This window comes from Pseudomonas sp. IT-P12 (assembly GCF_949767465.1).
In the GTDB taxonomy this organism is placed as follows: Bacteria; Pseudomonadota; Gammaproteobacteria; order Pseudomonadales; family Pseudomonadaceae; genus Aquipseudomonas.
This window is the reverse complement of record NZ_CATKPY010000002.1, coordinates 56,943-76,035: the sequence shown is the minus strand read 5'-3', so window position 1 is coordinate 76,035 and position 19,093 is coordinate 56,943. Positions and strand designations below refer to the sequence as shown.

The 19,093-nt window shown below is 62.1% G+C and carries 17 protein-coding genes; 5 read left to right on the top strand and 12 right to left on the bottom strand.

The window, feature by feature from the left end; genetic code table 11:
• Nucleotides 1–107: 107 nt before the first annotated feature.
• Both creC and creB read right to left on the bottom strand, forming a co-directional pair.
• A complete protein-coding gene (creC, locus tag ACM6IM_RS01205; RefSeq protein ID WP_414863945.1) occupies nt 108–1,526 on the bottom strand; it encodes a two-component system sensor histidine kinase CreC in 1,419 nt (472 codons plus the stop codon).
• Nucleotides 1,526–2,206, bottom strand: coding sequence for a two-component system response regulator CreB (gene creB / locus ACM6IM_RS01200; RefSeq protein WP_201191793.1), 681 nt, complete (start codon nt 2,204–2,206; stop codon nt 1,526–1,528). The genes creC and creB overlap by 1 nt, the downstream gene beginning before the upstream one ends.
• Nucleotides 2,207–2,331: 125 nt before the next feature.
• Here creB and ACM6IM_RS01195 point away from each other — a divergent pair, with 125 nt between their 5' ends.
• Nucleotides 2,332–3,210 (top strand): RHS repeat-associated core domain-containing protein, encoded by an 879-nt coding sequence (locus tag ACM6IM_RS01195; protein WP_414863944.1) that lies wholly within the window; start codon nt 2,332–2,334, stop codon nt 3,208–3,210.
• 1 nt (nt 3,211) lies between these two features.
• On the opposite strand, the gene ACM6IM_RS01190 is transcribed toward ACM6IM_RS01195, so the two are convergent.
• Nucleotides 3,212–3,715, bottom strand: coding sequence for an ATP-dependent zinc protease (locus tag ACM6IM_RS01190; protein WP_192306628.1), 504 nt, complete (start codon nt 3,713–3,715; stop codon nt 3,212–3,214).
• A 266-nt stretch (nt 3,716–3,981) separates the two neighbouring features.
• Here ACM6IM_RS01190 and ACM6IM_RS01185 point away from each other — a divergent pair, with 266 nt between their 5' ends.
• Nucleotides 3,982–4,869, top strand: coding sequence for an acyltransferase (locus tag ACM6IM_RS01185; protein WP_414863943.1), 888 nt, complete (start codon nt 3,982–3,984; stop codon nt 4,867–4,869).
• Nucleotide 4,870: 1 nt separating this feature from the next.
• Here the strand turns inward: ACM6IM_RS01185 and ACM6IM_RS01180 are convergent, their stop codons facing one another.
• Nucleotides 4,871–5,419: a DUF2780 domain-containing protein gene (locus ACM6IM_RS01180; protein WP_201191787.1), complete on the bottom strand. Its 549-nt coding sequence runs from the start codon at nt 5,417–5,419 to the stop codon at nt 4,871–4,873.
• Between the two features lie 692 nt (nt 5,420–6,111).
• Between ACM6IM_RS01180 and ACM6IM_RS01175 the strand changes: the two genes are divergently transcribed.
• The gene (locus ACM6IM_RS01175) at nt 6,112–6,414 is read left to right on the top strand and encodes a DUF6124 family protein (protein WP_414863942.1); all 303 of its coding nucleotides are present in this window, start codon (nt 6,112–6,114) and stop codon (nt 6,412–6,414) included.
• A 310-nt stretch (nt 6,415–6,724) separates the two neighbouring features.
• On the opposite strand, the gene fdhA is transcribed toward ACM6IM_RS01175, so the two are convergent.
• The 8 genes from fdhA to ACM6IM_RS01135 all read right to left on the bottom strand — a co-directional run bounded on the left by fdhA (nt 6,725) and on the right by ACM6IM_RS01135 (nt 16,801).
• Nucleotides 6,725–7,924, bottom strand: a complete 1,200-nt coding sequence (fdhA, locus tag ACM6IM_RS01170; protein WP_077046871.1) for a formaldehyde dehydrogenase, glutathione-independent — start codon at nt 7,922–7,924, stop codon at nt 6,725–6,727.
• A gap of 185 nt (nt 7,925–8,109) precedes the next feature.
• On the bottom strand, nt 8,110–8,967 hold the full coding sequence (purU, locus tag ACM6IM_RS01165) for a formyltetrahydrofolate deformylase (protein WP_077046872.1): 858 nt from the start codon (nt 8,965–8,967) through the stop codon (nt 8,110–8,112).
• A gap of 140 nt (nt 8,968–9,107) precedes the next feature.
• Nucleotides 9,108–9,740 (bottom strand): sarcosine oxidase subunit gamma, encoded by a 633-nt coding sequence (locus ACM6IM_RS01160; RefSeq protein WP_192306638.1) that lies wholly within the window; start codon nt 9,738–9,740, stop codon nt 9,108–9,110.
• Between the two features lie 201 nt (nt 9,741–9,941).
• A complete protein-coding gene (locus tag ACM6IM_RS01155) occupies nt 9,942–12,959 on the bottom strand; it encodes a sarcosine oxidase subunit alpha (protein WP_192306640.1) in 3,018 nt (1,005 codons plus the stop codon).
• On the bottom strand, nt 12,956–13,285 hold the full coding sequence (locus tag ACM6IM_RS01150; RefSeq protein ID WP_192306643.1) for a sarcosine oxidase subunit delta: 330 nt from the start codon (nt 13,283–13,285) through the stop codon (nt 12,956–12,958). The genes ACM6IM_RS01155 and ACM6IM_RS01150 overlap by 4 nt, the downstream gene beginning before the upstream one ends.
• 15 nt (nt 13,286–13,300) lie before the next feature.
• Entirely contained in the window at nt 13,301–14,551 is a 1,251-nt protein-coding gene (locus ACM6IM_RS01145; RefSeq protein ID WP_007980419.1) for a sarcosine oxidase subunit beta, read from the bottom strand.
• Between the two features lie 23 nt (nt 14,552–14,574).
• Nucleotides 14,575–15,828, bottom strand: coding sequence for a serine hydroxymethyltransferase (glyA, locus tag ACM6IM_RS01140; protein WP_414863941.1), 1,254 nt, complete (start codon nt 15,826–15,828; stop codon nt 14,575–14,577).
• A 259-nt stretch (nt 15,829–16,087) separates the two neighbouring features.
• Nucleotides 16,088–16,801: a TraX family protein gene (locus tag ACM6IM_RS01135; RefSeq protein WP_414863999.1), complete on the bottom strand. Its 714-nt coding sequence runs from the start codon at nt 16,799–16,801 to the stop codon at nt 16,088–16,090.
• 133 nt (nt 16,802–16,934) lie between these two features.
• On the opposite strand from ACM6IM_RS01135, the gene ACM6IM_RS01130 reads away from it, so the two are divergent.
• Nucleotides 16,935–17,975, top strand: a complete 1,041-nt coding sequence (locus ACM6IM_RS01130; RefSeq protein ID WP_192306646.1) for a low specificity L-threonine aldolase — start codon at nt 16,935–16,937, stop codon at nt 17,973–17,975.
• A 201-nt stretch (nt 17,976–18,176) separates the two neighbouring features.
• Nucleotides 18,177–19,001: an SDR family oxidoreductase gene (locus ACM6IM_RS01125; RefSeq protein WP_414863940.1), complete on the top strand. Its 825-nt coding sequence runs from the start codon at nt 18,177–18,179 to the stop codon at nt 18,999–19,001.
• The last annotated feature ends 92 nt before the right edge of the window (nt 19,002–19,093 follow it).

The following is a 19,093-nucleotide window of genomic DNA, read 5'->3' as shown; positions in this document are numbered from 1 at the left end:
AAGATTGTGTGGAGAATTGGCCGCCGTTATCGCGAGCAGGCTCGCTCCCCCATTGGAATGCGCTCTTTTGTGGGAGCGAGCCTGCTCGCGATACATCCGCCCCAGTCCTAAGGCAGCCGCAAAATCACCGCCACCCCACCCTCGACATTGCCAACCTCCAGGCTCCCGCCATGCAACTTGGCAACCTCCTCGACAAAATTCAGCCCCAGCCCCGTGCTCTTGCGCCCACTGTCCGGACGCGGCAGGGAATAGAAGCGCTCGCTCAGGCGCGGCAGCGCATAGTCGGGAATCGCCTCGGCCTGGTTGAACAATTTGATCTCGACCTGCTCGCCCAGCCGTTCGGCGCTCAAGCGCAACACGCCCTGAGGCGGGGTGAAGTCCAGGGCGTTCTCCAACAGGTTCGCCAGCGCCTGGCGCAACAGAAACGGCTCGCCCATCAGCACCAGGTCCCCGGCAATCGCCTGCTCCACGCGCAGCTGCTTGCCTTCGATGCGTGCGGCCTGCGTGCTCAGCAACTCGTCGACCAGGCTCGCCAACGGCACCGCCACCCGTTCTTCCAGCCCTTGGCGCTGCTCGACCAGGGCCAGGTTCAACAAGCGCTCGATCAACTGTTGCAGGCGCACGCTTTCGTTGTCGATGTTGCTCACGAATCGCTGCCGTTGCGCCAAGGGCATTTCCCCTTGCAGCAACTCTGCCGCACCGCGAATCGCCGCCAGCGGGCTTTTCAATTCGTGGGTCAGTGTGTGCACGTAACGCTCGACGTACGCCTTGCCTTCGAGCTGCGTGCGCATCTGCTCCACGGCGCTCGCCAGTTGTTCCAGTTCGCCGCCGCGATAATGCGGCACCTCGACCCGTCGACCTTCACTCACCGCCTGCGCATACGCGGTCAAGCGCCGCAGTGCCGCGCTCAGCCACCAAGACAGCAGCGCGCCAAACAGTAGACCGAGGCCAATCAGTCCGGCGCCATAGGCCAGGAGCCGTCGCTCGGTGCGATCGACGTAGGGCTGCAGCGAACTGTTGGGCTTGGCCACGGTGACCACGCCGATGATCTGACCGTTATCGCGAATGGCGGCGCCCACGTGCATCACCGAAGAGCTGGCATCGTTCGGATCGCTGCGACTGGAGCGGGCACCGTATTCACCGCGCAGGGTCAGCAGCACGTCGTTCCAGCGCGAATAATCCTGGCCGACCGCGACGCCGCTGGAGTCCAGCACCACGATCCCCTTGGCGTCGGTGACGTAGATGCGGTGGTTGACCTGATTCTTCGGCAACCCCCAGATGTTCGCCTTCGGTTGTCGTTCGCCATAGGCCTTGAGCAGTTGCGGCCAGCGATTCTGGTTGAGGGTGCCGGCCTTGAAATCGTCGCGCAGGATCTCGGCCATCAGGTTGGCCGTGTCGACCAGGGTTTCTTCGGTGGACTGGCGCACGCCGGGGCGGATTTCCTCCATCACGGTGCTGAGCACGAAATAGCCGGTCAGGCTGATGAATAGCACATAGACCAGGAAAATCCGCATCCCCAACGGCATCAGCTGTGCCCCGGATTGTAGCTGTAGCCGAGCCCGCGATGGGTCTGGATCGGCTCGGCGTCAGCCTTCACCTCGCGCAACTTGGCACGCACGCTCTTGATGTGGCTGTCGATGCTGCGCTCATAACCGGCGTCGGCGGCTACCCCCAGTGCATCGAGCAACTGCTCGCGACTGAACACCCGTTCGGGCTGTTCCAGCAGGCATTGCAGCAAGCGGAATTCGTGGCGGGTCAGGGTCAGCCACTGGCTGCGATAACTGATCTGCACCCGTTCGCTGTCGATACGGAACAAGGCCGACGACGTCTGCGCCTCCACGCGCGGCGCCATGCGCTTGAGAATCGCCCGGACCCTCGCCGTCACTTCCCGGGGGCTGAAAGGCTTGACCACGTAATCGTCGGCGCCGATCTCCAGGCCCACGACCCGGTCGATTTCGGCGTCCCGGGCACTGAGGAAAATCACCGGGACTTCGCTGAAGCGGCGCAGCTGCTTGCAGGTTTCAAAGCCGGTGATGTCAGGCAGCCCGATGTCGAGAATGATCAGGTCAGCCGGCGTCTGCCGCTGATGCGCCAGCGCGTCGCCGCCCAGGCTCAGCCACGTCGTGCTGAAGCCTTCGCCCTGCAGGGCAAAAATCAGCGTATCGGCAATCGCCGCTTCGTCTTCGACAATCAGAATGTGAGGCATGGCGTCCGAGCCCGACAATGGAGTGGGCGAACGGTGACGCAAGGCCGCACTGGCGTCAATCGGCAGTCCGGGTGCGGGTCCGACCCTAGCAGTTCTGATAGTGGGCAAAAGGCAGAAAAGGAGGGATGCTGAATGTGCGGTTTTCTGGCCTTACGGGGATCGATGAAATGCGTGCGCATACTGACAAGACAACTCTGCTGGCCTCTGATCAGCAACGGTCGATAGTGGGTGTTCTCAACACCGATAACGCTGATCCCATCGCCTACATGCCCTTTGGTCATCATCCACGGGAATCCGCATGGTTCAGCCGGCTCGGGTTCAATGGAGAGCTGCCTGATCCACTGACCGGGCATTATCATTTGGGCAAGGGGTATCGGCAGTACAGCCCGGTGTTGATGCGGTTCATCAAGCCGGACAGGGAAAGCCCTTTCCGGGCAGGCGGGTTCAATGCTTACGTGTACTGCGACGCTAACCCGGTGGGCAGGGTTGACCCTTCAGGGCGGGCGTGGAAATTACTCAAGGGAATCCGCAGGTTCTTTGGAAAAAAACCCAAAGGCATGAGAAAGAGCAGCTCCACATCAGTGGTGATTGCCGACAGCAGCCCGGCTTTACCGCCTTCACCTAAAACGACGACTCCGCCACCTTTCACCTCGGATAAAACGGTCAATGATTTAATACCAGAAGATTACCTTGGCGACGATCTGAATTATTCAATGTTTGAAAGTCGTTCATCCTCTCCTCCAGCCTCGCGTCGGAGCTTGTCGACCCCTATTGATTACAGCGAATTTCCTCCTATGCAAGCTCCCGGCCAATACGACGCCTTACTGGAAAACGCGAGGAGAAGTGCATCAGATGCGCCCGTGGAGGAATTGCTACGCAACGATGAACTCGTACGGACAACCCCGGGGCCTTCCAGACTAGCATTTGAAGTCGATGCAACGCATAGGCGAATCCGCGACGCTATTCATACCAAAATCACTAAGCGGTATTGGGGAAAGCGCTGACTCAACAATCCGGCTTATCCGCCGTAAACCGCCGCGCCGGATTCACCGCCGCGCCAAACTCGCGCAGGGCCTTGGCTCCGATCAGCAGCGGGTAGTTGAAACTGCTGCGGTCGGTGAGGTTGACCTCGACGGTGCGCTTGACGTTGCCCAGGCACAGTTCCAGGTCGACCACCGGACGTTTGGTGGGCGCCGCCACTTCTTCGTCGTCGTCCTCTTCGGAGCGGGTCTTGATCTTGCTGATGCGCGCGATCTTGTGCTCGTAGACCTTGTTGCTCGCGTCCTTGGTGGCGAGGCGGAAACGCACCCATTCCTCGCCATCCCGAGTGAAGGTTTCGATGTCCTTGGCCGACAGCGAGGCGGTCAGCGCGCCGGTGTCCATTTTCGCCTTGAGCACTTCACCGCCGATTTCCGGCAGCGCGATGTATTCGTATCGGCCATAAAGGGTGGGCTCGGCGGCCATGACCGGCAGGGCAACGACGGCCAAAATTGCAAGTAAAGATTTCACGTGACGATTGTCCTTGAAAGAAGTGGCAGCGGGATTTTAGACCGTCAGTTGGCTAATCGTTCGTTCTTCAGATTGCATCGCGAGCAGGCTCGCTCCCACATTGGAACGCTGACTCCTTTGAGAACGAGCCTGCTCGCGAGGGGCCTTGGTGCCTGACGATGTATTCGAGCTTGGCGCCGCTCAGGTGAAACATTTGTAACCTCGCATTTGGCCTGCCACCCGAACCTGCTTATCATGGCCCGCCCAAACGCTTTCAAGAGTTGCCTATGCGCCGCCTGCTCACCGGCTGTTTCGTCGCCCTGCTGCTGTTGCTCAACACCCTGGTCCTGATCGGACCGTTGATGGTGTTTGCCCTGCTCAAGCTGGTCTTGCCGGGTCGTTTTCGCGATTACGCGTCCTGGTCGGTGATGTGGATCGCCGAGACCTGGTCGGAAATCGACAAGCTGATCTTCCGCCTGTGCATCCCTACCCAGTGGGACATTCGTGGCGGCGACGACCTGCGGCGCGACACCTCGTACCTGGTGATCAGCAACCATCAATCCTGGGTCGACATTCCGGCGCTGATCCAGACGCTCAACCGGCGCACCCCGTTTTTCAAATTCTTCCTCAAGAAAGAACTGATCTGGGTACCGTTCCTCGGGCTGGCGTGGTGGGCGCTGGATTACCCGTTCATGAAACGCTACACCAAGGCCTTTCTGGCGAAAAACCCGGAGCTGGCGGGCAAGGACCTGGAGATCACCAAGGCTGCGTGCGAACTGTTCAAACGCCAACCGGTGACGGTGGTGAATTACCTGGAAGGCACCCGCTACACCCTGGCGAAAAGCACCCAGCAGCAATCACCGTTCAGCCATCTGCTCAAGCCCAAGGCCGGCGGCGTGGCCTTCGTGCTGGCGGCGATGGGCGAACAGCTGGATGCCATTCTCGACGTGACGGTGGTGTACCCGCAGGCGCAGATTCCGGGTTTCTGGGATTTGATCAGCGGCAATGTGCCGAGGGTGATCATCGACATCCACACCCGTGAACTCGACCCGGCGCTGTGGCAGGGCGATTACGAAAACGATCCGCAGTTTCGCGAAACGGTGCAGAACTGGGTCAACCAGCTCTGGACCGAGAAGGACCAGCGCATCGCCGCCTTGCGCGCCGAGCGCCGCTGAATCAGCTGCCGGTGCCCCAGATACCGCCCAGGCTTTGCAGCAACGAACCGCCGACGCCCTGTTGACCGAGGTACTGCAGGATCACCGGGGCAAACTGGCCGATCATGCCGCTGTCCATCCCCAGGGCGCTGAAGGCGTTGTTCAGGTCATTGGTGTCCTTGACGTTGCCCAGGGCATTGTCCAGGCCGGCGGCCTTGCCATTGGAGCCCAGCAGGCTGGCGAGCGCGCCCAACTCACCGCCACCCGAGAGCTTGTCGATACCGGGCACGCTCTTGGCCAACTCGGCGTAATCAGTGGTGCTCAGCTGATTCTTGGCCAAACCCAACATCGCCCCGGTGCCGCCGACGGCTTGTTGCGGTGTCACGTCCAACTGGCTGAGCGCCCCCAGCAGATCCGCCGTCTCCGAGGTCGGCGCCGCCTTGGTGGCGGCGTTGTCGCCCTTCATGCCGGCGATGGCATTGGCCGCGTCGCCCAAACTGAATTGCGCAAAGACCGGACTGGCGGCCAGTGTCATGAGCGATGCCAGTACAAAACCGCGTGAAACCTTCATCCAGACACCCTCAATGAAAAACCGCCCGGGAATGGACGGCCAAAACTGCTTGTTGGACTGACAACCCCAGGCATTGTTCCTCGTCCGCCGTCGCGGCGATCAACGGTGATGCCGGGGCGAGAGGTTCTGCGGTGTTCTGTCGTCCATCGTCGGAACGCCGCCCGGAGCCGGCTCGCTCCCACCGGGTTTCAGGGTGTTACGCCAATAGCATGAGCACGGCAGATCCTTGTGGGAACGAGCCGGCTCGCGATAGCGGCATCCGCTCAACCTCAGCGATCAGAATTGTCCGGGGCAATCGCCGGAAAGTCTTACCCCAAGGCGAGACCTGTCAGAAAATAACCCTGTTTATCGGTGCTGTTTAAACCAGGACCTGGTTACTTCCTGAAAGCCACAAAACCTTGCGTCGTTCCCTACGGCCCGCCCAGAATCCGCCGGCTAGTGCAGCCAGGCCGAGGGCTCTATCGTTGACCCGCCACTGAACGTCAGTGGTCGGGCTTAGCGGCTCACATCCTCTTGCTTGGACGTGCATCCACCGCACAGGTATCTACTCCTACCTGCCGCTTTATGGTGGCTGTACGCAGGGCGCCTTCGGGCGCACCGGTTGAGGATACCCGGTCCGCTAACCTGCGTGCAGCTGCCTCCCGTTTTGCTTAGCGGCATGAAGGGGATGGCCCCCAATAGAGTATCCTCCAATGCGCAAGGTCAAACCTGATCCACCCGAAACCGACACCGACGAAGCCCCCCTCTCCGCCGCCGATATTCAAGCCACACCCCGCACGCCCTGTACGATGTACTTCATCAACCCCGACGTTCACGTTCAGGATTTGCTGGGCAGCGTCAGCGAATCCCTGGCTTCCGCCGCCGTCATCACCCTCGATCTCGCCGACCGGGAAACCGGCCCCGGCCGCAACACCCTGCTGGGCATTGCGCAAATCGTCATGCTGGCGGAAGTCTCGGTGAACCGCGCACTGGACCAACTCGATCCGGGCGATTGATGGGGCCCTGCAGGAGCGAGCTTGCTCGCGAAAAACGTGTGATCGCTGCGGGGTATCAGTCAGCCAGCGTCATCGTTTACGACCATCGCGAGCAAGCTCGCTCCTACAGTTGATCGACGGTCGGACTATCAGATCTGCCATTTGGCAAGTTTCGACCATGCCATCCCGCCCGCTGTCCGGGCACAAAGCAAAACTCAACTCGCTCAAGGCTGAGGAAATTGGCAGGCAAGTTTCGGAAACCAACCGACGACCGACCTGGCGGCCAAAAAAAAGGGCAACCTCAGTCGCCCTTTTCGTTCTGCGCAGATCCCTACGCCGCGCTGAACAGCTTGTGCGGATCGATCACGAATTTCTTCGGTACACCGGCATCGAACTCGCCGTAACCTTCCGGCGCCTGATCGAGGCTGATGACCTGCACACCCACCACTTCGGCGATGTTGATACGGTCCCACATGATCGCCTGCATCAGCTGGCGGTTGTACTTCATTACCGGGGTCTGGCCGGTGTGGAAGCTGTGGGACTTGGCCCAGCCCAGACCGAAGCGGATGCTCAGGCTGCCCATCTTCGCGGCGGCGTCGACAGCGCCCGGGTCCTCGGTGACATAGAGGCCAGGGATACCGATTTTGCCGGCCACCCGCACCACGCCCATCAGCGAGTTGAGCACGGTCGCCGGCGCTTCGTGTTTCACGCCGTCATGGCCGTGGCCACGGGCTTCGAAGCCCACGCAATCCACCGCGCAATCCACTTCCGGTTCGCCCAGCAATGCGGCGATCTGTTCGTGCAGCGGTGCGTCTTTCGACAGGTCGACGACTTCAAAACCCTGGGCCTTGGCGTGCGCCAGGCGAATGGTGTTGACGTCACCGATGATCACCACGGCGGCACCCAGCAGGCGCGCCGAAGCAGCGGCCGCCAGACCCACCGGACCGGCACCGGCGATGTACACCGTACTGCCTGGGCCGACACCGGCCGTCACGGCACCGTGGTAACCGGTGGGCAGGATGTCGGAGAGGCAGGTCAGGTCACGGATTTTCTCCATGGCCTTGTCGCGATCCGGCAGTTTCAGCAGGTTGAAGTCGGCATACGGCACCAGCACGTATTCGGCCTGGCCACCGGTCCAGTCGCCCATGTCGACGTAGCCGTAGGCGCCGCCGGCACGGGCCGGGTTGACGGTCAGGCACACGCCGGTGTGTTGCTCCTTGCAGGAACGGCAGCGACCGCAAGCCACGTTGAACGGAACCGACACCAGGTCGCCGATTTTCAGGTTCTCGACGTCGCTGCCCTTCTCGATCACTTCACCGGTGATTTCATGGCCCAGGACCAGGCCGGTTTGAGCGGTCGTACGGCCACGCACCATGTGCTGGTCGGAGCCGCAGATGTTAGTGGAGACGACTTTCAAAATGACCCCGTGCTCGATCTTGCGACCGCGCGGGTCCTGCATTTTCGGATAGTCGATTTTCTGTACTTCGACCTTGCCAGCGCCGAGATACACCACACCACGATTGCCAGACATGCTTTCACCTCGCTGTTGTTTTTATGGAACCGCGTTGCCCAGGCAGGCAGCGCGTTAAGTGCTCGGGTACAGATGCTGTTTCTTGTGTTGCCTGTTATGGCCCTATCGCGAGCGGGCTCGCTCCCACGGTAGACCGGTTTGAACACACAAGCCCCTGTGGGAGCGAGCCTGCTCGCGATAGCTGACTAAAGAACGACCGTGCGATTGGCGTTCAAGAACACCCTGCGTTCAATGTGATAACCCACCGCCCGCGCCAGGGTCAGCCCCTCGATATCCCGCCCTTTGGCGATCAGGTCCTCCGGGTAATGACTGTGATCCACCACTTCCACGCCCTGGGCGATGATCGGGCCTTCGTCCAGGTCGTTGTTGATGTAGTGCGCCGTCGCGCCGACCAGTTTCACGCCCTTGTTGTAGGCCTGGTGATACGGCTTGGCGCCCTTGAACCCCGGCAGCAGCGAGTGGTGGATGTTGATGGCCTTGCCATCGAGTTTGCGGCACAGCTCCGGCGACAATACCTGCATGTAGCGCGCAAGGATCACCAGTTCGGCACCGGCCTCCTCGATCACCTGCAACACCTGGCGCTCCTGCGACGGCTTGTCGTTCGGGTCCAGCGGGAAATGGTAGTACGGAATCTGGTGCCAGTCGGCCAACGGCTTGAGATCCGGATGGTTGGACACCACCGCTGCCACGTCCATCGACAACTGGCCGATGCGCTGGCGGTAGAGCAAGTCGTTGAGGCAGTGATCGGCCTTGGAGACCATGATCACCACTTTGGGCCGGTAGTGCGGCGGCGTCAGTTCGAAGACCATGCCAAAGGATTCGCCGCGCTCCTGCAGGCCGGCGCGGAATGACTGCTCGTCGAAGCCGTCGGGCTGGCGAAATTCCACACGAATGAAGAAGCGGCCCGAGAGCCGGTCATCGAAGGAATGGTGCTCGGTCACGTAGCAGCCCTGCTCGAACAGAAAGCGGGTCACCGCGTCCACGGTGCCGAGTACGCTGGGGCAGTCGGCGGTCAGGATCCATGTGTCTGGGGCGCGGCTCATAGCGGGTGACTCCTGAAACATTGATAGTCGATGCGCCCTCCTGTGGGAGCGGGCTTGCTCGCGAATGCGGTGGGTCAGTTGGCATAAAGGCGACTGACCCACCGCATTCGCGAGCAAGCCCGCTCCCACAGGAGGATAAATCAGGCCTGCACGCTCAGGCCGTACTCGGCCGACGCGTCCTGCAACCACAGCCACCAGTAGTCCGAGAAGCTGCGACGGATCAGCAGTTCCCAGGTGTCTTCGGCGGTGTGGCGGATCACCAGTTGCGACTTGGCGAACACAGTGCCAACGGCCTTGCCCACCGGAAAGCTGTTGGGGTGCACGTCGTAGCTGGTGGACTTCATCAGCACCTGGCGCACGTTCGGGCCGCTCAGTTCGAGGATCTGCTGGCCGCCGCTGACGTTGACGATCTGGATGTGCAAGTCGCCCAGCGCTTCACGCAGTTTTTGCTCGGCGGCGAATTCTTCGCCGCTCGGCACGATCAGCAGCCATTCGTCCGGGCCCATCCATTGCAGGCTGGTTTCACCCTTGACGATCACGGTCAGCGCGGCCGGCAGTTCGATGCCCAGGGCCTTGTGCACGCCGGCGGCAAATGCGGCGTCATGGCCATCGCCACGAATCGTCAGATGGCCGAGGAGTTTCTTTTCGCGCACGATCACGCCGGCGCTCTTGCGACCCTTGCCCACCAGGCTGGCGAGGTCGGCGTGATGCAGCGACGACTCGGCCTTGGCCCCGGTGGTTGGGCGTTGTTGGTACACATTGGCTGCGGTCATAAAGCACCCTTTCCTGAATTCTGTTCTGCTGTGGGTTCCAACCTTGTGGTGGCTGTTCTGCCGCCTTCGCGAGCAAGCCCGCTCCCACATTGATTGCTGCCTGACTCAAATTCCCTTGGCGATTTTGATCCTGTGGGAGCGGGCTTGCTCGCGAATCGATCTGACGACTCGGTGCAGCTGACACCCACAGGACCCAGCCCCTTAAACGTTCTGGCGTTCACCCTTCGGATCGAAGAACACCGAAGACACAATCTCCGCCTCGATCACGCTGCCATCCGCCAACGGTGCGAACACGCGCTCACCGATACGCTTCAGGCCGCCCTTGACCACGCCCATGGCAAACGAATAGCCCAGGGAGTTGTGCAGGTAGCTGGAGGTGACGTGACCGACCATTGTCATCGGGATCGCCTGCTTGGTGTTGAACACCAGTTGCGCACCTTCCGGCAGCCATTTGGTCGGGTCGATCGGTTTCAGGCCCACCAGTTGCTTACGCTGATCGCGCACGCAATCTTCACGGTTCATGCCACGCCAGCCGATCCACGAGAACGGTTTGGTGCGACCCACGCACCAGCCCATGTTCAGGTCGTCCGGGGTCATCGAGCCGTCGGTGTCCTGGCCGACGATGATGAAGCCCTTCTCCGCCCGCAGGATGTGCATGGTCTCGGTGCCGTACGGCGTGAGGTTGTACTGCTTGCCCGCCTCGACGATTTTTTCCAGCACGCCCATGGCGTAGTCGGCTTGCACGTTGACTTCGTACGACAGTTCACCGGTGAACGAAATCCGGAACACCCGCGCCGGCACGCCACCCACCAGACCTTCTTTCCAGGTCATGAACGGGAACGCTTCGTTGCTCAGGTCGATGTCGGTGACCTCGCTGAGCAGCTTGCGGCTGTTCGGCCCGGACAGGGTCATGGTTGCCCAGTGATCCGTCACGGAGGTGAAGTACACCTTCAGGTCCGGCCATTCAGTCTGCTGGTAGATTTCCAGCCATTGCAGCACGCGTGCCGCGCCGCCAGTGGTGGTGGTCATCACGAAATGGTTGTCGGCCAGACAGGCGGTCACGCCGTCGTCGAACACCATGCCGTCTTCTTTGCACATCAGGCCGTAGCGTGCCTTGCCCACGTCGAGCTTGGTCCAGGCGTTGGTGTAGATGCGGTTGAGGAACTCCCGCGCATCCGGGCCCTGGATGTCGATCTTGCCCAGGGTCGAAGCGTCGAGCAGGCCGACGCTGTCGCGCACGGCTTTGCATTCGCGTTTCACCGCGGCGTGCATGTCTTCACCGTTCTTCGGGAAGTACCACGGACGTTTCCACTGACCGACGTCTTCGAACTCGGCACCGTTCTTCACGTGCCAGTGATGCAGCGCGGTGAAGCGCACCGGCTCGAAGATGTGCCCACAGTGACGACCGGCCACGGCGCCGAAGGTCACCGGCGTGTAGTTCGGACGGAACATGGTGGTGCCCATCTGCGGGATGGTCACGTTCAGCGAGCGAGCGGCAATGGCCAGGCCGTTGACGTTGCCGAGCTTGCCTTGGTCGGTGCCGAAGCCCAGCGCGGTGTAGCGCTTGACGTGCTCGACCGACTCGAAGCCTTCGCGGGTCGCCAGTTCGATGGCGGCGGCGGTGACATCGTTCTGCAGGTCGACGAATTGCTTCGGCGCCCGGGCGGTGCTCTTTTCGTGCGGCACCTGGAACAACGCCAGGGTCGGCTCCTCGAGACGGCTCAGGGCTTTGGGCAAGGTGCCCTCGACCACACCGAAACCGGCTTCACTGGCAGCGCGAGCACCGCCTTCGAAACCATCGGCCAGGGAATCGCCGAGGCCGTAGACGCCGTTGATGCCGCCGACGCACACGCGTTTTTGCGGTGCTTCACCCGGTACGAAACCGAGGATGTCTTCACGCCAGGTCGGCTTGCCACCCAGGTGCGATGCCAGGTGAACCACCGGGCTGTAACCGCCGGAACTGGCGATCAGGTCGCAATCGAGCCATTCGCCAGGGCTGGTCACGGCGTGGGCCTTGACGTCGATCGCGGCCACGCGGGCAGCGGTCACGTGCTTGCTGCCACGGGCTTCGATCACCGCGCTGCCGGTCAGGATACGGATGCCCTTGGCACGGGCTTCTTCGACCAGCGCACCGCGCGGGTTGCTGCGGGCGTCGGCGATGGCCACCACTTGCAGGCTGGCATCGAGCCAATCCAGTGCAACACGGTAGGCATGATCGTTGTTGGTCGACAGCACCAGCTTCTTGCCCGGAGCCACGCCGTAACGGCGAACGTAGGTCGACACGGCGCCGGCAAGCATGTTGCCCGGCACGTCGTTGTTGCCGTAGACCAATGGACGCTCGTGGGCGCCGGTCGCCAGGACCACGCGCTTGGCGCGAACCCGGTGGATGCGCTGGCGCACCTGGCCAATCGGCGCACGGTCGCCGAGGTGATCGGTCAGGCGTTCGTGGATGGTCAGGAAGTTATGGTCGTGGTAGCCGTTGACCGTGGCGCGCGGCAACAGCAGCACGTCCGGGGTGTTCTTCAATTCGGCGATGACGCTGGCGACCCATTCGGTCGCGGGCTTGCCGTCGAGGCTTTCGCGGGAGTCGAGCAGGCTGCCGCCAAACTCTTCCTGCTCATCGGCGAGAATCACCCGGGCGCCGCTGCGCGCAGCCGCCAGGGCAGCCGCCAGGCCCGCAGGACCGGCGCCCACCACCAGCACGTCGCAGTGCTGGTTCATGTAGTCATAGGTGTCCGGATCGTTCTCGGTCGGCGAGCGGCCCAGGCCTGCGGCCTTGCGGATGTACTTCTCGTAAGTCATCCAGAACGATTGCGGGTACATGAAGGTTTTGTAGTAGAAGCCCGGTGGCATCAGCTTGCCGCCGACCTTGCCGAGAATCCCCATCATGTCGTTGTTCACGCTCGGCCAGCCATTGGTGCTGGTGGCGACCAGGCCCTGGTACAGCGCCTGTTGCGTGGCGCGTACGTTGGGGATCTGCGTGGCTTCGGTGGCGCCGATCTGCAGCACCGCGTTCGGTTCTTCGGCACCGGCGGCGAAAATGCCCCGCGGGCGGGAATACTTGAAGCTGCGACCGATGATGTCGACGCCGTTGGCCAGCAGTGCAGCGGCCAGGGAGTCGCCTTCGAAGCCTTTGTAGGTCTGGCCGTTGAAGGTGAAGCTCAGGACTTTGTTGCGGTCGATCCGTCCGCCGTTGGACAGGCGATTGATCTGGCTCATACCTTCTCTCCCAGAGCCGTGGCGGCCGCTTTCGGGCTGTCGGTCTTGTCGGTGAATTGTGGCTTGGTGCCGATCTTGTAGGTTTCCAGAATCTCGTAGGTCACGGTGTCGCGGGTGGCGTTGAAGTACTGACGGCAACCGGCGGCGTGGATCCACAGTTCATGGTGCAGGCCACGAGGGTTGTCGCGGAAGAACATGTAGTCGCCCCACTCCTCGTCGGTGCAGCTGTTCGGGTCCAGTGGGCGCGGGATGTGCGCCTGACCGGATGCATGGAATTCCTCTTCGGAGCGCAGTTCGCCGCAGTGAGGACAGAAGATATGCAACATGGTGGATTTCTCCTGTTAGTGGGCAACCGCAGCAGCGCCGTGTTCATCGATCAACGCACCGTTGTGGAAACGGTCGATGGAGAAAGGGGCGGCCAATGGGTGCATTTCACCCTTGGCCAGGCTCGCGGCAAACACGTTGCCCGAACCCGGTGTGGCCTTGAAGCCGCCGGTGCCCCAACCGCAGTTGAAGAACATGTTCGGGACCGGGGTTTTCGAGATGATCGGGCAAGCGTCCGGCGTGGTGTCGACGATGCCGCCCCACTGGCGGTTCATGCGCACGCGCGACAGGACCGGGAACATCTCGACGATGGCCTGGATGGTGTGCTCGATCACCGGGTAAGAACCCCGCTGGCCATAGCCGTTGTAGCCGTCGATGCCGGCGCCGATCACCAGGTCGCCCTTGTCGGACTGGCTGATGTAACCGTGCACGGCGTTGGACATGATCACGCTGTCGATGATCGGCTTGATCGGCTCGGACACCAGCGCTTGCAACGGATGGGATTCGATTGGCAGGCGGAAGCCGGCGAGCTTGGCCATGTGCCCGGAGTTACCGGCCGTCACCACGCCAACGCGCTTGGCGCCGATGAAACCCTTGTTGGTTTCGACACCGATGCACACGCCGTTTTCCTTGCGGAAACCGATCACTTCGGTCTGCTGGATCAGGTCCACGCCCAGGGCGTCGGCGGCACGGGCAAAGCCCCAGGCCACGGCATCGTGACGGGCCACGCCGCCGCGACGCTGGACGGTGGCGCCCATCACCGGGTAACGGGTGTTCTTCGAGCAGTCCAGGTACGGGATCTCGTCGGCAACCTGCTTGGCATCCAGCAGTTCGCCGTCGACGCCGTTGAGGCGGTTGGCGCTGACCCGACGCTCGGAATCACGGATGTCCTGCAGGGTGTGGCACAGGTTGTAGACACCGCGCTGGGAGAACATCACGTTGTAGTTCAGGTCCTGGGACAGGCCTTCCCACAGTTTCATCGCGTGTTCGTACAGGTGCGCCGACTCGTCCCACAGGTAGTTGGAACGAACGATGGTGGTGTTGCGTGCAGTGTTGCCACCGCCCAGCCAGCCTTTCTCGACCACGGCGACGTTGGTGATGCCGTGTTCCTTGGCCAGGTAGTAAGCCGTGGCAAGACCGTGCCCGCCACCGCCGACGATGACCACGTCGTAGACTTTTTTCGGCGTGGGCGTGCGCCACATCCGCTGCCAGTTTTCGTGATGGCTCAGAGAGTGCTTGAAGAGGCCGAAGCCCGAATAGCGTTGCATAGTCATTTACTCCAAAACCGCACTCAGCGATAAACCGGGAAGTCCGCGCACAGGGCCGAGACCTGCTGGGCGACATTGGCCTCGACATCGGCATCGCCGAGGTTGTCGAGGATGTCGCAGATCCAGCCGGCCAGCGTGACGCACTGGGTCACCTTGAAACCGCGCGTGGTCACCGCCGGGGTGCCGATGCGCAGGCCGGACGTGACGAACGGCGACTGTGGATCATTCGGCACGGCATTCTTGTTCACGGTGATGTGAGCACGGCCGAGCGCAGCGTCTGCGTCCTTGCCGGTGAGCCCCTGGCGGATCAGGCTGACCAGGAACAGGTGGTTGTCGGTGCCGCCGGACACTACATCGTAGCCGCGTTTGATGAAGACGCCGGCCATGGCCTGGGCGTTGTCGATCACTTGCTGCTGGTAAGCCTTGAAGCCAGGCTCCAGCGCTTCCTTGAAGCACACCGCCTTGCCGGCGATCACGTGCATCAGCGGGCCGCCCTGGGCGCCGGGGAAGACCGCCGCGTTGAGCTTCTTCTCGATCTCTTCGTTGGACTTGGCCAGGATCAGCCCGCCACGCGGACCGCGCAGGGTCTTGTGGGTGGTGGTGGTGACCACGTCGGCGAAGGGCAGCGGGTTCGGGTACAGGCCGGCAGCGACCAGACCAGCCACGTGGGCCATGTCGACGAACAGCAGCGCGCCAACCTTGTCGGCGATCTGACGGAAACGCGGGAAGTCCAGGGTCTTGGAGTAGGCGGAGAAGCCCGCGACGATCATCTTCGGCTTGCATTCAACGGCCAGGCGCTCGACTTCGTCGTAGTCGATCAAACCGGTCTTGGTGTCGATGCCGTACTGCACGGCGTTGTACAGCTTGCCCGAGGACGACACCTTGGCGCCGTGGGTCAGGTGACCGCCGTGGGCCAGGCTCATGCCCAGGATGGTGTCGCCGGCTTGCAGCAGGGCCAGGTACACGGCGCTGTTGGCCGAGGAACCGGAGTGCGGCTGGACGTTGGCGTAATCGGCACCGAACAGTTGCTTGGCGCGTTCGATGGCCAGCGCTTCAACTTTGTCCACGTGCTCGCAGCCACCGTAGTAGCGCTTGCCCGGATAGCCTTCGGCGTATTTGTTGGTCAGGCCGCTGCCCTGCGCTTGCATGACGCGCTTGCTGGTGTAGTTCTCCGACGCGATCAGCTCGATGTGATCTTCCTGACGTTGCTCCTCGGCATTCATCGCCGCCAGCAGTGCATCGTCGTAACCCTGGATCTGGTCTTGCTTGCTGAACATCGCGTCTCTCCCAGCGGCATCTGTGCGCCATTCGTCTCGGTGAGGCAACGGTTTTTCGACCGTGCCCTTTGATGCGATGGTATGACCGGCGCAGACAGGTCAAATGCCTACGCACGCCACGCAAAGGCGCGTTTACGACATGGTTTGATCCGGCAGCGCAAAACCCTGTGGGAGCGGGCTTGCTCGCGAATGCGGTGTGTCAGTTGCCTCAATGTCGACTGACCCGCCGCATTCGCGAGCAAGCCCGCTCCCACAAGGGTTATGCGGCGATCGTGCGCACGAGCAATAGAAGGAGAAAATGCCCCGGATACAGCGCATACGCCCAGCGCCGCATCGGTGGTGGTTTTACGCCATGGGCATGTCGCAACAGGAACAGTCCCAGCCATGGCGCAATCAGACACGTGGCAAACCCCAACATCGCGACCCCATTGCCCAATCGCATGGAGTAAACCAGCACCTCCCACTGATTGCCCGCCAGGCACACCAGCCCCGGCAACAGGCTGAAATACCAGGGACGCCGGATCACCCACAGCATCGCCAGCGGTAGCAGTACCCCAAAGAAGCCAAACATCAGCCGGTCGGTAAACAACGCCGCGAGCACCACGGCCGCTGCCGCCACCAGCCGCGATTGCAGCGTCGGGAACCGCCAGCTCCGGGCCACCAGCAACCCCAAGGCCAGCGTGGGCATCACATTCAAGGTGTCGGGGTCGGGTATGAACAACCGGTAGGGAATTTCACTCACTGCGCTGAACAGCGCCAACCAGCCGAGATAGCGCCACCGGTCAGGCCTTGCACCCGTATCCCGCGCCAGATTGGCCGCCATCGCCAGGCAGAACCAGGGAAACGCCAGACGTCCCGGCACATACAGCCAATCGGCGGAGAAACCGACATATCGCAGGTGATCGAGCACCATGCTCAGCAGCGCCAGCCATTTGAGCAGATCCAGTGCCCCATCCCTGTGCGTCATGTGCATAATTGCCCGTCGTCTTTGAGTTTTTTCGTCTGACGCATCCTGTGTGCTCCCCGGATGATCTTCGGTAAAGTGCGCACCATCAATGACCACGAGACGCTTCACCATAGGCGTATCGACCACGGAAAGCAGGGCCATGACCGACAAGAGCCAACAATTCGCCAGCGACAACTATTCCGGCATCTGCCCTGAAGCCTGGGCGGCCATGGAACAGGCCAACCATGGACATCAGCGCGCCTACGGCGACGATGAATGGACCGCCCGCGCGTCCGATCAATTCCGCAAATTGTTCGAAACCGACTGCGAGGTCTTCTTCGCCTTCAACGGCACCGCCGCCAACTCGCTGGCCCTGTCGTCGCTGTGCCAGAGTTACCACAGCGTGATCTGCTCGGAAACCGCCCACGTCGAAACCGACGAATGCGGTGCCCCGGAGTTCTTTTCCAACGGCTCCAAGCTGCTGATCGCCGGCACCGAAAACGGCAAGCTGACCCCGGACTCCATCCGCGAAGTGGCGCTCAAGCGCCAGGACATCCACTACCCGAAACCCCGTGTCGTCACCTTGACCCAGGCCACCGAGGTCGGCAGCGTCTACACCCCGGAAGAAATCCGCGCCATCAGCGCCACCTGCAAGGAACTGGGCCTGAACCTGCACATGGACGGCGCCCGTTTCTCCAACGCCTGCGCCTACCTGGGCTGCACGCCCGCCGACCTGACCTGGAAGGCCGGTGTTGACGTGCTGTGCTTCGGCGGCACGAAAAACGGCATGGCGGTGGGTGAAGCGATCCTGTTCTTCAACCACAAGCTGGCCGAAGACTTCGACTACCGTTGCAAACAGGCCGGGCAACTGGCGTCGAAAATGCGCTTCCTCTCGGCGCCGTGGGTCGGGATCCTGGAAAATGACGCGTGGCTCAAGTACGCCCGCCACGCCAACCACTGCGCGCAACTGCTGGCCGAGCTGGTCAGCGATATCCCCGGCGTGGAACTGATGTTCCCGGTGCAGGCCAATGGCGTGTTCCTGCAGCTCTCGGAACCGGCCATCGCCGCCCTGACCGCCAAGGGCTGGCGCTTCTACACTTTCATCGGCAAGGGCGGCGCACGCTTCATGTGCTCCTGGGACACCGAGGAAGAACGCGTGCGTGAACTGGCGGCGGATATCCGCGAAGTCATGGCGCGCTGACCCCGAAGCACCCGTGGGAGCGAGCCGGCTCGCGATGAAGCCGGCACTCCAGGCGCGAGTCCGCTGGCACGCCGTCATCGCCAGGCCGGACTCGCCCCCACAAACACGCCATCGGCCCGCCCTCCCCCTTCGCACCGATGTCTTCGTCTACATTGTTTGTCGAGCCCACCTGCTCACAAAACAACAATCAGGAGCATCCGCATGTCATTGCAAGGCAAAACCCTGTTCATCACCGGCGCCAGCCGCGGGATTGGCCGTGAGATCGCCCTGCGCGCGGCGCGCGATGGCGCCAATATCGTGATTGCGGCCAAAAGCGCCGAGCCACACGCCAAATTGCCGGGCACGATCCACAGCGTGGCCAAGGAAGTCGAGGCGGCGGGAGGCCAGGCGCTGGCGCTGCAAGTGGATGTGCGTGACGAGGTCGCGGTGCATCAGGCCCTGGCCCGGGCCAATGGACATTTCGGCGCCATCGATGCATTGGTCAACAACGCCGGCGCCATCAAGCTGACCGGAGTCCAGCACCTGGAACTCAAGCGTTTCGACCTGATGCACCAGATCAACACCCGCGCCGTGCTGCTGTGCAGCCAGGCGGCGCTGCCCTACCTGAAGAAGTCAGCGGGACACATCCTCAACCTGTCGCCACCGCTGAATCTGGACACCCGGTGGTTCGCCCAATACAGCCCGTATACCGTGACCAAGTACGGCATGAGCATGCTGACGCTGGGCATGAGCGAGGAATTCAAAAGCTACGGCATCAGCGTCAACTCGTTGTGGCCGCAAACCATGATCGCCACCGCCGCCATCGAGTTTCAACTGGGCTCACGGGAGTCGTTCAAACACGCCAGGACGCCGGCGATCATGGCGGATGCCGCGCATGTGATCCTGAGCAGCACCGGTCGCAGCCTGACCGGACGGCTGCTGGTCGATGAGGCAATATTGCGCGAGAACGGCGCCACCGAGTTCGAACACTACCGGTACGCGCCCGACAGCAACGACAAGCTGATGCCGGACCTGTTTATCGATTGATGGCCCATCTCCTGTGGGAGCGGGCCTGCTCGCGATAGCGGCGCTGCGTCCACTACCGCTATCGCGAGCAGGCTCGCGCCCACAGAAGGCAT

Coding starts and splice junctions, on each gene's coding strand:
- ACM6IM_RS01180 (WP_201191787.1), bottom strand. CDS start 5,419: ATGAAGGTTTCACGCGGTTTTGTACTGGCATCGCTCATGACACTGGCC.
- ACM6IM_RS01125 (WP_414863940.1), top strand. CDS start 18,177: ATGTCATTGCAAGGCAAAACCCTGTTCATCACCGGCGCCAGCCGCGGG.
- ACM6IM_RS01135 (WP_414863999.1), bottom strand. CDS start 16,801: ATGCACATGACGCACAGGGATGGGGCACTGGATCTGCTCAAATGGCTG.
- ACM6IM_RS01155 (WP_192306640.1), bottom strand. CDS start 12,959: ATGAGCCAGATCAATCGCCTGTCCAACGGCGGACGGATCGACCGCAAC.
- ACM6IM_RS01130 (WP_192306646.1), top strand. CDS start 16,935: ATGACCGACAAGAGCCAACAATTCGCCAGCGACAACTATTCCGGCATC.
- ACM6IM_RS01195 (WP_414863944.1), top strand. CDS start 2,332: ATGCTGAATGTGCGGTTTTCTGGCCTTACGGGGATCGATGAAATGCGT.
- glyA (WP_414863941.1), bottom strand. CDS start 15,828: ATGTTCAGCAAGCAAGACCAGATCCAGGGTTACGACGATGCACTGCTG.
- ACM6IM_RS01150 (WP_192306643.1), bottom strand. CDS start 13,285: ATGTTGCATATCTTCTGTCCTCACTGCGGCGAACTGCGCTCCGAAGAG.
- creC (WP_414863945.1), bottom strand. CDS start 1,526: ATGCCGTTGGGGATGCGGATTTTCCTGGTCTATGTGCTATTCATCAGC.
- ACM6IM_RS01185 (WP_414863943.1), top strand. CDS start 3,982: ATGCGCCGCCTGCTCACCGGCTGTTTCGTCGCCCTGCTGCTGTTGCTC.
- ACM6IM_RS01175 (WP_414863942.1), top strand. CDS start 6,112: ATGCGCAAGGTCAAACCTGATCCACCCGAAACCGACACCGACGAAGCC.
- ACM6IM_RS01160 (WP_192306638.1), bottom strand. CDS start 9,740: ATGACCGCAGCCAATGTGTACCAACAACGCCCAACCACCGGGGCCAAG.
- creB (WP_201191793.1), bottom strand. CDS start 2,206: ATGCCTCACATTCTGATTGTCGAAGACGAAGCGGCGATTGCCGATACG.
- purU (WP_077046872.1), bottom strand. CDS start 8,967: ATGAGCCGCGCCCCAGACACATGGATCCTGACCGCCGACTGCCCCAGC.
- ACM6IM_RS01145 (WP_007980419.1), bottom strand. CDS start 14,551: ATGCAACGCTATTCGGGCTTCGGCCTCTTCAAGCACTCTCTGAGCCAT.
- fdhA (WP_077046871.1), bottom strand. CDS start 7,924: ATGTCTGGCAATCGTGGTGTGGTGTATCTCGGCGCTGGCAAGGTCGAA.